This window comes from Absicoccus porci (assembly GCF_003725415.1).
In the GTDB taxonomy this organism is placed as follows: domain Bacteria; phylum Bacillota_I; class Bacilli_A; order Erysipelotrichales; family Erysipelotrichaceae; genus Absicoccus; species Absicoccus porci.
In genome coordinates this window covers 217,007-230,585 of sequence record NZ_RJQC01000001.1, presented here as the reverse complement: position 1 = coordinate 230,585, position 13,579 = coordinate 217,007, and the positions used below count along the sequence as shown (strand labels likewise).

Genomic DNA, 13,579 nt, shown 5'->3' with positions numbered 1-13,579 from the left:
CGGTTCTGGAAATAGCATATCATCAGGGATAGAATCTTCGTAAACAAAACGCAAAGGGAATTGAAATGACGGTTGAATTGCGTTAGAAGGTATTTTGACACAACAAAATTATACCAAAAAGGCCGATGGCGATGAACAACAGTTCAAAACCATCGGTCCTTTTTTTGATGAGCTAATTAACGATTACTCGTTACAGCCTCAAATCAAACATTTCTATTTTGAAGTACGCAATACGTAATTAACCTTGCTTTCGGCTCCTTCTGGTTTACCGGCAAAGTTATCATTTTCTTTTGTCAATTCTTTGATATCATTGAAGACATTTGTTAATTTCTGTACTTCACCTTCAGTCAAATTAGCCATTTCTTCCAATGGTTTCATGGCTTCTTCATTGAATTGTTGCTCACCCGAATACAATTGAGAGGCACCGTCATTCAATTGTGTAAAGGCAGAATCTAACTCTGTTAAGCCGGAAGCCATTTCTTGTAGCTTGCCTTGTTGGCTAGCCAATTGACTGGTTCCAGAAGCCAATTGATCGGCACCATTATTCAATGTTGAACTATTGGCGTTCAATTGATCAATACCACCATTCAATTGATCGATACCACTCTTAGATTGACTTTGTAGAGTGGATAAACCACTATCCAATTGTTTAATACCAGCAACCAATTGTTGAGAACCGGTATGTAACTGTTTGATGGCCGTTGATAATTGACTTAAGTTTAACTTCGTATTGGTGTTTTTCAATAATGCGGACATTTGATCCAAACCTTGTTGACTGGTTTGAATATCTTTTTGTAAGTCATTTAAGGTATCATTCGAATCTTTGATTGTTGACTGCATACCATTCATGGTCTTACTTAATGTCGTAAACAAAGTACTTAAGTTATCAAAATCCGATTTGATCTGACTTAAGTTACTCAATGTGGTCAAATTCAAATCATCTGCACTAATATGTTCGATTGGACTGATCGTACCAGAGGATGCTTGTGCGTTTTGTAAAGCACTGATCTGCTCATTAATTTGTGCTTTGGCACTTTCATCATCCGTAGCAGCAGCTGCAGACTGTAATGCCGAAATAGAACTACTGTAAGCTGCATTGATACTTGAATTAGCATTACTGATTTGTTGATTGGTTGCATCGATTTTGGCATTAATAGAACTTACAGCACTATCAATCTTGGATTGATCACCTTGAAGGATTTGTTGATCCGTACCTAATTGTGTCAATACATCGGTTGCTAAACTTGATAACTGTTGTTGGGCGGTTTGTAGACCTGCCATGCTTTGTTGTGCTTTGGTCAGGTTATCATTCAATGTATTTAATTGCTCTTTATTTTTGGAAACCATAGTATCCATAGCGGATAATTGTTGGTTTGCTGTTTTGAGTTGTTCTTGTAGCTTACTGATTTGATTTGGATCAATTTGACTATCCATTTGGGCTAATCCAGCTTCTAATTGTTCCGCACCCGATAATAAGGATTGATTACCTGTTTGTGCTTGTTGGACACCACTAGGAATGCCATATAACTGATTGGCACCAGCTTTTAATACACTAACACCATTGGTATATTGATGAATACCACTCGCCATGGTTTGGGCACCATCATTTAATGTTCCTAAGGCACTGCTTAATTCCAATACACTACCAGAAGCACTGGTCAATGGTGCAGCTTGCGTCTTTAATTGACTTGTACCTTCATACAATTGTTGGGCACCACTTTCCAATTGATCCGAAGCGGAAACGATCTTTGATACATCCCCTGCCAAATCTGGAATATTGCTTGTGGTCAATTCTTTTAGATCAAAGTCACTGGAAATACCAATCATGATATCGCCTAAGTCAAAGTTATCGACGTCGGCTTCAATTGTACAGTCATCGGCCGCTTTCAACTGTTTGACGACTTTATCCAAACCAGCACTTTCCAATGTATCGGCTAGGCCTGGAACACTGGCAAAGGCCAATACTTGGTTGGATCCATCATTCATGACTTTACCACTGGAACATGTCACATTGGAATAATTACCTGTCTTTAAATTCAAAATACCACCGGCTAAATAACCTGGATGCACAACAACACCATCGGAAGTTGTCTTGGAAATCAAGTTGGTGAAGTGTACATTGATTTTCATATGGCCAGATTTACCTTCCATTTGTTTGGCTGACATCGTTTTACCATCCATCGAATAGGTAATGCTGACTTTGACAGGTAAAGCCTTATTGGTTGTTCCTTGATAATAGACATCATCGCCTTTGGCATTCCATGTATAGGTATTGCCATTTTTGATTGGATCTTCATCCGTCTTGATATTTTCGACATGTTTCAGATCCAGATCTTCTTTGATGTTATGGATGCCATCCCCATCGTGTAACCAACTCGATACAATGGTACTCGATACGGTTCCATCTGGATTCACAACGGCATATACGGTTTCGGTTTTCTGGGTTGGGTTAGCATCGGTATTACTTTCAGCAAAAACCGGAGCTGTAAACATACTACCTGCCATCGTGGCACTGACTAAACAAGCACCCAATGCTTTTAATGTTTCCTTGCGGATTCCTCTATTCTTCGTCTTCACTTGAGATCCTTCCTTCCTCTACTTGACCTACTGGCCATCCTTTTGTCGTTTTTTCAATAAATTTATGACATAACAATAATAATGATGGTAAAACAAATAAGATACAAACCACACTGATCAAAGCCCCACGGGCCAACAATAAGCACATACTTCGTAATAAATCCATCTTGGCAAAGATACTTACACCGATACATGCGGCAAAGAAACTAAAGCCCGATGTCAAAATGGATGTACAGGTATGCTTGATGGAAGATCCAATCGCATGTTTGACATGTTTACCTTTGGATAATTCTTCTCTGAATCGAGATGTCATCAAGATCGCATAATCAACCGTAGCTCCCAATTGGATCGTACCAATGACGATACCAGCAATGAATGGTAAGACCGTACCGGTAAAGTATGGAATACCCATATTAATGTTGATCGCATATTCGATCGTTGCGACCAGAATGATAGGTAAGGCAAAGGATTTAAAGGTAAAGACAATGATCACAAAAATCAAAATAATAGATACAATATTGACCATCTGGAAGTCGATATTCGTGATATTGATCAAATCATCTTCCAATTTACCTTCGCCACCGATCACCGCTTTTTTATCATATTTATGAATGATCGTATCGATCGCATTCAATTGTGTGGTTTGTTTGCTGGTAGCAGGTCGATAATCGCTATTGACGATCAAGAGTCGTTTGCCACCATTGTTCAAGATGTCTTTCACGGCTTGTGGTTCAAAGGAAGATGGTACGCCAGGACCGACAAATTCTTCATAGGCCAAGACATTGGTGATGCCATCCACTTTCTTGATTTCTTTACAGATCTTTTGTACATCTCGAGTCTTGACTGAATCATCCACTAAGACGAAATGGGTCGTTGTCATATCAAAGTCTTTTTTCAATTGATTGGTACCAATGACCGATTTAAAGGATTGTGGCATATTGGCAACCAAATCATAGTACGATTGCGTATGTGCTTGCGCATAGACCATTGGTGCAAAGGAAAGGAAGAAAACCGCTAAAATGGCTTTATGATGATTGATGATCCAAGCTGGTAATTTCACCATTGGACGAATCAATACTTTATGTTTCTTCTTTTCGATTTGTTTATCGAAGATCATCAACAAACTTGGTAATACCACGATTGTTGAAATAACACCCAAAATAACACCTTTGGCCATGACCAAACCAATATCGCGGCCCAATGTCAATCGCATGGCACATAAAGCCATAAAACCAGCAATGGTCGTGACTGAAGAAGAACTGATCGAAACAAAAGTAGCTTGAATAGCCTTGCTCATGGCTTCTTCATTATCACCTGGATGTCGTAGTTTTTCTTCTTGGTAACGATGCAACAAGAAGATGGAATAGTCCATCGTAACAGCCAATTGTAAGACCATGGACAAAGCTTTGGTGATATAAGATGTTTCACCAAAGATGATGTTGGTACCAAAGTTATATACAATCGGGAACGCAATCCCTAACATAAATACAAAAGGTGCAAAGTTGCTTTCCAAACCAAGCCACAAGACACAAAGAACCAGCACAACGGCTACCGCTGAATAGATTGGCATCGAATGATCTAGATCTTCCTTGATATCTTCGGACATTGCCGACATACCACCTAAGAAACAATCCTTATCCGCTACTTTTTTGATGTTGGCAATCGCATTCATCGTTCGTGTCGATGAGGTTCCCTCATCAAAAGTGATGATCATCATCGTTGAACCCTTATCCGAATACAACATTTTTTGTAAGCTATCCGGAATGGCTTCTTTTGGAATCGTGATATCTAAGACATCATCACGCCAATATACTTTTTTTACACCATCAATCTTTTTGATCTCATTTTTCAATTTGACGACATCTCGATCTTTCATGCCATTGACGACAAGTTCATCCACACTGGCTAGATCAAAATCATCGCCAAGGATCTTTTGTGCCTGCATGGATTCAACATCACTTGGCAAATACGATAATAAATCATAATTGACACGTGTGTTCAGATATCCAAATATACTTGGAATCAGTAAAATGATCGCCAGAATCAGAATCTGGTTACGAAATTTTACAATGAATCTGGATAATTTTTCCATATCGCTTCCCCCGTTTTCGTTGAATAGTATAGAGCTACTTTGACCATGAGTCAATTTTTATATCCACTTTTTATCCACTTTTTAGACAATTTTGGACATATAACTAAAATAATTGACCAATGGTTCAGGTTTCTTTATAATACGTGTGACGAAGGTGAAGAAATGAAATCCAAAATTCTGGAAAATAAGAAACAAAAAGAAAATAAATTATTGAAAAGTGCATTTGATTTATTCACAACAAGAGACATCGATACGGTCACCATTTCGGAAATTGCCCGGCATGCCGGTGTCGCCAAAGGAACTTTTTATTTATATTTTAAAGATAAAGATCAAATTCGAAATATCTTGATTTCACGAGAATCGCGGCGAATTTTCTTAAATGCTCAAAAAGCACTGGAAGAAAATGACATTCGTGGTTTTGAAGATGCCATTATCTTTATGATCAATCATATCCTCATGGAATTGAAAAAAAATCGTTCCATCTTGGCTTTCATTGAAAAGAATCTTTCCTGGGGCATCTTTTCAGATTATGTTCAAAATGCATTTGCAGATGATGAATTGCATATAAAGAATGATTTTATTCAGTTAGCCAAAAAAAACCACTACCAGTTTAAAGATCCAGAAGTGGTCATGTATATTATCATTGATATGGTAGGAAGTACTTGTTATTCCAGTATCATCAACAACAAGCCTCTGCCCATTGATCAATATAAACCCTATTTATTTGATGCCGTACGCGCTATCTTGCGTACCGGCAAAACTAACGAAGAATAATATAAATCAGATAGACGACATAGATAGCGACAAACAAGATTCCTTTGTTTCGTGTCATCTGGTCGTCTTTTCTTGACATCCATAGAATAAAACAAGCAATCACAACCAAGATCCAAGCATCGATAATATTTTCAGTCAATGCCGCAATTGGCGATAAAGCACTGGAAACACCCAAAATAAAGATAATATTTAAGATGTTCGATCCAACCGCATTGCCTAAGGAAAGTCCACTCTCCCCTTTTCGAGCAGCTACAATACTGGTCATGAGTTCTGGTAAAGATGTACCAATCGATACGATAGTCAAACCAATCAAGGTATCCGATAGTCCCATGGCTTTCGCAATATTCGTTGCACTATCAACAACTAGATTACCACCCAAAATAATGGCAGCCACACCAACCACGATACAAACAATGCTCATGAAAGGACTCAGTGTTTTCGCATCATCTTCTTGCGTTCGATTTTGAAGAGCACTACGAATCAATGTACCAATATAAACAACCAACAAAGCAATCAGGATCAATCCTTCAAAACGGTCCAAATACCCATTGATGCTCACAAACACTGCCAAAATAAAAGAGACCAATACGTTAATTTTCAAATCTCTTCGAACAATATCTTTATCCATGATAAAGGGCGTAATGATGGCTGATGCACCAACAACCACCAACGTATTAAATATATTGGAACCCACCACATTGGATATGGCCAATTCGTTATTGCCTACCAATCCAGCTGTGATAGAAACCGAAGCTTCCGGTAAGCTTGTTCCCAATGCGACAATCGTCAAGCCAATGATGACAGATGGAACTTTCAACATTCGAGCTACGGATGAAGATCCTTCCACAAACCAATCGGCTCCTTTGACTAAACAAGCCATACCGAATACTAACAAAATAATCGTCATATTCTCACCTCAATATGTACTCTAGTGTAACATAAAAATACTGAATAAAATGGTTGCAATAAAAAAATGGTCATGGTATCATAGAAAAGCACTAAGCGAATGCCTCCATAGCTCAGCGGTAGAGCGTCCGGCTGTTAACCGGCAGGTCATAAGTTCGAATCTTATTGGAGGCGCCACTTTTTATATGTGCCTCCATAGCTCAGCGGTAGAGCGTCCGGCTGTTAACCGGCAGGTCATAAGTTCGAATCTTATTGGAGGCGCCAGTATGTATCGCAAACATCTCATTGAAATCTGAGATGTTTTTTTATTTCTATAAACTTCATTTACATTTTTCATTTCATCTTTCGAATGACTTCACTAAAATCACTCCTGGTGGTCAGTAATCAATCAAATCAAAGAATCGGATGGGGTCTGGACATTTGCAGGGTATGATGCCAATCAAAAAAGCGTAGATGCGGATATCACATTCATAGGTACTTGGACATTTACAGCCAACGCACCGACACATACAAACAAAAACCAGCCATCCAACACCAACGCAAAACCAAAACCAGTACAAAAAAATAAAGGAACACAAACGGGTATCACAACTCACTCGACACAATGGATGCGTTTATTCGGTGGTTCGCTTGTCGTATGCCTTTTGATGGTTGTTTTACGAAAACGAAAAATTTTAAACTAATACGGAGACTTAGTTCTCCGTTTTTTTTTTACAAAAAAAAACGAGTCCCAAAGGACTCGCTTTATTTATTTGTCTGGATATCTTTCGTAATGAATTCCAACAACTCTTGAGCAGCCACATTCAATCCCTTACGATTTTCACGACTGAAGCCCAAATGTGTATAGATTTCACCGGTAAAGACACCATTTTCTTTTAGACAACGGAATGTCTTATCGATCAATGGTTCGCAGACATCTTCCATCTGCATTGGTCCAAATGGATTGGCAAAATATGTGGTTGAAATACCAACTTCTTGTGTTGTACCCAAAGCCATACGTTTACCCATTTTACATGTTTCTTTGACATCTTCGACACTCAATTCCGCTAGACCATATTTATCTGTGTAGTTATTTGCGTAGGCAAACAAATCAATCTTATGATTTTGAACAATGAATCGATATGGCGATGCCGGTGTAACCATACGAGAGTTTGGATTTTCTGGAGCCATGAACACCGAACGATCCATGTCACGATATGGAGTGCCCGGTTCCAAATCATCCAATCGAATGAATGCACCAATTTCTGTACCTTGACCATACGGAACACCATTTTCAATATGAATCGTACCCATATCATCAAAGATGACTTCAACATCACGGATATAATCTTTTCCTACCGATTTCAAAGCTTCGATGGACTCTGACTTACCAGCACCAGAATCACCCATCAACATAATGTTCTTGCTTGAACCATCACGCATAACGACCTTTACAAACGCACCATGAATAGGTAGCCAACCATCATGCATCTTACGAACATTATGCAACGTCAACATCATTTTCTTTAGATAGCCAAAGTAATCCATACGAGGATCATCGGATACGCAACCAATCCAAATATCATTTTCATCATCATGATAAAATTGCGTTTCATTCTTATCATCTTCATTACCAATGATACAAATTAGATCTGGTTTTTGTTCTACTTCTTCTTTAGTTGCCAACTCAAATAAGTTAGCCAAAGACAATGCCAATGGCATATATTTGATATTAAAATATGTCAAGCACAATAAAGAACCAACTTTACAAGGATAACAGAACCAGTTATCTTTACTTCCCGTGAAATATTCCATCGGATTTTGATGAATCTGATTAATAACACCTGTACGTTTGCTTGATCTTGGATGCAAGATCATTGGCGTACGCAACATGACTGTATCAATCATTGGAATTTCTTGCAAAGCTTCATAGCCTTTTGCAAATTTCTTACCTCTCTTATAAATAGAGAAACAAGCATTGGTACCGGCTTGCGCATTTCGATAAACCGAATTGCTTCGACCTTGTACTTTTTCTTCAAATAAACGATACGTACGCAAAATCAAGTTATTCAAATTGCTATCCATGCCCACAAGCGTATTGACGCCAAAGCTTTCCATATGTTCGCTTTCCATAAAAGCAAAACGACTACGATTACGCCAGAACTTATACATTTCTTCAATACAAGTCAACAACATATCGGGATCTCTTGCGTATGGATGATCGATTTCATCTAGTTCGAAAATCGCCAATTGACGTAAAAAGCGGCTCATATCTTTACTTGCTTGGTGAATATTGATAGAATTATCAATCGTTAAATATTTCAAAATGGTTGGGTTTTGAATCTCATCCATGAAATATTCCAACACAAAGCGGAATGTATCGCTTTTCAACAGCGTGTCTCGATTCTTTGGATACATTCGGTTATAATTCATTACGATCTGATTATCAGATAAATAAATTGTGTTCATATACATCCTCCAACGTATATAAATATATCTCATTCTTTTGAAAATCACAAATCTTTTATTTCATCAATGAAAAATAATTTCTGAAAAATATTTGACATTTTTTCATATATTGGTAAAATGAAAATCGTAAAAGCAAAGGCGCTTCTATCAAAGCTATTGAGATAGAAGTGCCTTTTGTTTTTTCATAGGTACAAAGACGTACGAAGGATACTATCTCCTTTCTACGCCTTTTTGTATGACATATCAAAAGGGAGGGAAAAAGATATGGCAGAAGTATTATCACAAGTTTTCGGCATCTGGTATCTAATTGGAGCCGCACTCGTCTTCTTCATGCAAGCAGGTTTTGCGATGGTAGAAGCCGGATTTACCAGACGTAAAAATGCCGGAAATATCATTATGAAGAACTTGATGGATTTCTGTTTAGGAACCGTCGCTTTCTTGATCTTAGGTTATTCCATTATGATGGGACCAGATACTGGTGCAGGAATCATCGGATGGATTGATTTCACAAAAGGACCACTATTTGATTTCACAAATACGAACTGGTCATTGTTTGTATTTAACCTAGTGTTCTGTGCCACAGCCGCTACCATCGTTTCTGGAGCTATGGCCGAACGAACTAAATTCTTATCTTACTGTATTTATAGTTTCGTTATTTCCTTGATTGTGTATCCTGTTGAAGCCCATTGGGTATGGGGACCCGACGGATTCTTAACAGCGATGGGATTCCACGATTTTGCCGGATCTGGTGTTATCCACTACGTTGGTGGTTTGACCGCATTGATCGGTGCTACGATGTTAGGACCTCGTATCGGTAAATTCAACAAAGATGGCAGTCCAAATGGTATTCCCGGACATAATATTCCATTAGGTGCATTAGGATGCTTCATCTTATGGTTTGGATGGTATGGATTCAACGGTGCTGCTGCCACGAATGAAATCCAGTTAGCTACCATCTTCGCTACTACTACGATTGCTCCAGCTGTTGCGACATGTACCGCTATGATCTTCACTTGGATAAAATACGGTAAACCAGATGTTGGCATGTGTTTAAACGCTTCGTTAGCTGGTTTGGTTGCCATTACTGCCGGTTGTGACTATGTCAATGGATTCGGCGCCTTTATTATAGGTATTTGTGCTGGATTCGCTGTATGTTTCGGTGTATGGTTATTGGACTACAAATTACACGTTGATGATCCTGTTGGTGCTGTTGGTGTCCATTTCTTCAACGGTATGTTAGGAATCATCATGACTGGTTTATTCGCTTGTGGAACAGATACGCATCCAGAACCTCTTGGATTATTCTACGGTGGTGGTGTTCACTTCCTATTGATCCAAATCTTCGGTTTGGTTGTCATTGGTCTTTGGACCGCTGTTACCATGTTCATTACTTTCAAATGTATTGATAAGACAGTTGGCTTACGTGTTACGGAAGAAGAAGAACTTCAAGGATTGGATCTTCCAGAACATGGTTTGGCCGATGCCTACGCTGGATTTGGTTTACAAGCTTTGACATCTTCTGGTGAAGCCGGTGCAAATATTGTATCTACAGCTCCAGAAGTACAAATGAGTGAAGCCGTTCCTACAAAAGTCACAAAAGGTGTTTCTGGTATTTCTAAGGTAACAATTATCGCAAAACCAGAAAAACTCGATGCATTGAAGTTAGCTATGGATGAAATTGGCATTATGGGTATGACCGTTACACGTGTTATGGGTTGTGGTGTTCAAAAAGGACAAGTCACATACTATCGTGGAGCTAAGGTCACTATGGATCTATTACCTAAGATCAAAGCCGAAATCGTTGTATCCGAAATTCCAGTTCAAACTGTAGTCAACGCAGCTCGTAAAGCTTTATATACTGGACATATGGGCGATGGTAAGATCTTCGTTTATGATGTTGATAATGTTATCCGTATCTCAAGTGGATCTCAAGGTCAAGAAGCCTTAGATTATGAATAGACAATAACAAACTTTCCATTTCGTAAATAGCAGGGAAAAGGACACCGCAAGGTGTCTTTTTCTCTGCCATAAAAAAAAGAACGATTTCTCGTTCTTTATAAACATTGAATCAAATCCTTATACAACTCTACCCCATGGGTCAAGATTTCTTCATCAAAATCCCAATGATCACTATGCAAAGGAATGCCTGTTCCCGTTCCTAAAAAGAAAAATACACCCGGTAAAGCTTGTTGATAATACGCAAAATCTTCCGCAATCATTTCCGGATGTTCCAAATGATGGACATATGGAATTTGTTGATAAATCTTCTCAACCAAGGCTTCATCATTGATAACCGCTGGATATCCATTCTTAAACTGCACATCGATCTTGACCTTTTCTTCTTGTTCAATTTCGTTGGCAATTCGTTTGATATTTTGTTGGATCTCATCAAATAAAACCGGATCAAATACACGCATCGTTCCTTCCATATGGGTATGTCCACTGATTGAGTTACAAACCACACCAGAGCGCATCAAACCAAATTTCAACAATCGATGAACACCTGGATCAATACTTTTTTCATATTCGTAACAACGCAATAAGAAATGCGCACCTGCCACCATCGCATCGATTCCCTCTTCGGCTTTGGCCACATGACTTGTTTTCCCTTCAATATCTACATGGATTTCACTACTCTGTGCCAATTGACCTTTGGGACGCGTCGCCACGGCTCCTTTATCAATGGAAGGCCAAAGATGCAAACCAAAAATACTTGTTACATGGAACTTTTCAAAAATACCCGTATCCACGATCAATTTGGCACCACCTGGCGATTCTTCTCCGGGTTGAAAAACCAATAATACATTATGGGGAAGATCTTGTTGTTCGTTTACCCATTGGGCAAACCCCAATAAGATGGCCATATGCCCATCATGGCCACAAGCATGCATACAACCCGGATGCTTACTCTTATAAGGTAGATCATTTTGTTCTTGAACTGGTAAGGCATCCATATCACTTCGAAATGCGAAAGTATCTTTTTTACCAAAATCAAAATAAGCCACTACGCTGGAAGGAATGGGTTCAAACAATTCACATCGTAAGGATTGTAAATGTTGTTTAATATAAGTTTGTGTTTTTGGTAAATCCAATTCCAACTCGGGAATTTGATGTAATTCTTGTCGATATTCTTTTAACATGGCCTTATGGTATTATTATTTTCAATTTTTTTCAAGATAATTGAAATTCTTTTCAATCAATGATAGGGTTTAAACAAAGGAGAATCCAACTATGAAATCCATTCCAATCACGAAATATCACGGATTGGGGAATGACTTTATCATTACACGCTATTCCTACGTAGAAAACGAAGATATTGTATCCTTTATTCGATCCGTTTGTGATCGACATACTGGTATCGGTGCCGATGGCGCCATCTTTGTCAAAACCAATCCATTAGAAATGGTCTACTACAACCAAGATGGATCGAGAGCCCCTATGTGTGGCAATGGCATCCGTTGTTTCGCAAAATATTGTTTTGACGAAAACATCGATCGAAGCGAAAAGCTCGTTGTCCAAACACTGGCTGGAAAAAAAGTCGTCTATCGCCAATCGGAAGATCCATTCCTCGTTCGCGTAGATATGGGATATGCCGAAGAATATAAAGACAAATGGCCTATCCAAATTGGTCCACATACTTGTTATTCTGGCTTTGTATCCACTGTCCATACCGTTCTATTTGAACCCTGGGACCAAACTGTTGGCCATGACATTTGCCATGATCCGAACTATCCCGAACAAACCAATGTGAACTTTGTGCAAATTCAAGATCCTACCCATTTATCCATTCGCACATATGAACGTGGTTGTGGCCCTACCCTAGCTTGTGGAACCGGGGTTTGTGCCAGTGTGTATACGGCCTATACCTTAGGAAAATGTGCAAATTCGGTCAATGTACAATTGATCAAAGGACAATTACACATTGATATCGATCCCGATGGCCGGATCTTTATGACCGGTCCTGCCCAAAAAATATTAGAAGGAGAAACCGCATGAACGCAGAAGAAATTATTCGTATCATTCAAACATCAAAGAAACAAACAACTGTAAAAGTGTATTTTAACGCCAAAGAACCAATTCCATTCCCTGAAACCGTGCAAGTGTTTGGCCATGTAGCCATTGGCCCTTGGGAAGATATTCAACCGGTTTTAGAAGCCCAAAAAGACAACATTACCAATCTATATATGGAAAACGATGGACGCAACACCGCCATCCCTCTATTAGATACCAAAAATATCAATGCCCGTATTGAACCCGGCGCTATTATCCGTGACAATGTCGAAATCGGTGATCACGCTGTCATCATGATGGGAGCCGTTATTAACATTGGTGCCCAAATTGGTGATAATACCATGATTGATATGGGCGCAGTATTAGGTGGTCGTGCCATCGTCAAAAACAATTGTCATATTGGTGCTGGAGCCGTCTTGGCCGGCGTTGTCGAACCAGCCAGTGCAACCCCTGTTATCGTCGAAGATAATGTATTAATTGGTGCGAATGCCGTAGTCATTGAAGGTGTGCACATTGGTAAAGGAGCTGTCATAGGTGCTGGTGCCATCGTCTTAGAAGATGTTGGTGAAAACCAAGTGGTTGGTGGCAATCCAGCTCGTGTCATCAAAGCCAAAAATGAACAAACCGAAGAAAAAACTGGATTGGTTGACGCACTCCGTCAAATCTAATTGACATCGATTTTTTTCATGGTAACATGAATGTGTTGATTTTTTTCGGCAAAGAAGCCCTTCCGGACAGTCTTTTTACTGACCGGATTTTTTCATGATAATA

The 13,579-nt window shown here is 39.1% G+C and carries 9 protein-coding genes and 2 tRNA genes; 6 read left to right on the top strand and 5 right to left on the bottom strand.

Annotated elements, in window-relative coordinates:
- Positions 1 to 213 precede the first annotated feature (213 nt).
- Complete coding sequence (locus EDX97_RS01220) at positions 214 to 2,577, bottom strand: YhgE/Pip domain-containing protein (protein WP_128519382.1); 2,364 nt, start codon at positions 2,575 to 2,577, stop codon at positions 214 to 216.
- On the bottom strand, positions 2,561 to 4,669 hold the full coding sequence (locus tag EDX97_RS01215) for an efflux RND transporter permease subunit (RefSeq protein WP_128519381.1): 2,109 nt from the start codon (positions 4,667 to 4,669) through the stop codon (positions 2,561 to 2,563). The genes EDX97_RS01220 and EDX97_RS01215 overlap by 17 nt, the downstream gene beginning before the upstream one ends.
- Before the next feature lie 162 nt (positions 4,670 to 4,831).
- Here EDX97_RS01215 and EDX97_RS01210 point away from each other — a divergent pair, with 162 nt between their 5' ends.
- Positions 4,832 to 5,443, top strand: coding sequence for a TetR/AcrR family transcriptional regulator (locus EDX97_RS01210; RefSeq protein ID WP_128519380.1), 612 nt, complete (start codon positions 4,832 to 4,834; stop codon positions 5,441 to 5,443).
- On the opposite strand, the gene EDX97_RS01205 is transcribed toward EDX97_RS01210, so the two are convergent.
- Positions 5,430 to 6,350 carry a calcium/sodium antiporter gene (locus EDX97_RS01205; protein ID WP_128519379.1) on the bottom strand — a complete coding sequence of 307 codons (921 nt, stop codon included), beginning with the start codon at positions 6,348 to 6,350 and terminating at the stop codon, positions 5,430 to 5,432. The genes EDX97_RS01210 and EDX97_RS01205 overlap by 14 nt on opposite strands.
- Positions 6,351 to 6,451: 101 nt before the next feature.
- Here EDX97_RS01205 and EDX97_RS01200 point away from each other — a divergent pair.
- Both EDX97_RS01200 and EDX97_RS01195 read left to right on the top strand, forming a co-directional pair.
- Positions 6,452 to 6,526, top strand: a tRNA-Asn gene (locus EDX97_RS01200).
- Positions 6,527 to 6,538: 12 nt separating this feature from the next.
- Positions 6,539 to 6,613: transfer RNA gene (locus EDX97_RS01195), tRNA-Asn, on the top strand.
- 480 nt (positions 6,614 to 7,093) lie between these two features.
- On the opposite strand, the gene EDX97_RS01190 is transcribed toward EDX97_RS01195, so the two are convergent.
- Entirely contained in the window at positions 7,094 to 8,797 is a 1,704-nt protein-coding gene (locus tag EDX97_RS01190) for a phosphoenolpyruvate carboxykinase (ATP) (RefSeq protein ID WP_128519378.1), read from the bottom strand.
- Positions 8,798 to 9,061: 264 nt separating this feature from the next.
- Here EDX97_RS01190 and EDX97_RS12085 point away from each other — a divergent pair, with 264 nt between their 5' ends.
- The gene (locus EDX97_RS12085) at positions 9,062 to 10,756 is read left to right on the top strand and encodes an ammonium transporter (protein ID WP_128519377.1); all 1,695 of its coding nucleotides are present in this window, start codon (positions 9,062 to 9,064) and stop codon (positions 10,754 to 10,756) included.
- Between the two features lie 95 nt (positions 10,757 to 10,851).
- On the opposite strand, the gene EDX97_RS01180 is transcribed toward EDX97_RS12085, so the two are convergent.
- Positions 10,852 to 11,937: an amidohydrolase gene (locus EDX97_RS01180; RefSeq protein WP_128519376.1), complete on the bottom strand. Its 1,086-nt coding sequence runs from the start codon at positions 11,935 to 11,937 to the stop codon at positions 10,852 to 10,854.
- 91 nt (positions 11,938 to 12,028) lie between these two features.
- Between EDX97_RS01180 and dapF the strand changes: the two genes are divergently transcribed.
- Entirely contained in the window at positions 12,029 to 12,793 is a 765-nt protein-coding gene (gene dapF / locus EDX97_RS01175) for a diaminopimelate epimerase (RefSeq protein WP_128519375.1), read from the top strand.
- A complete protein-coding gene (gene dapD, locus EDX97_RS01170; RefSeq protein ID WP_128519374.1) occupies positions 12,790 to 13,476 on the top strand; it encodes a 2,3,4,5-tetrahydropyridine-2,6-dicarboxylate N-acetyltransferase in 687 nt (228 codons plus the stop codon). The genes dapF and dapD overlap by 4 nt, the downstream gene beginning before the upstream one ends.
- Positions 13,477 to 13,579: the final 103 nt, after the last annotated feature.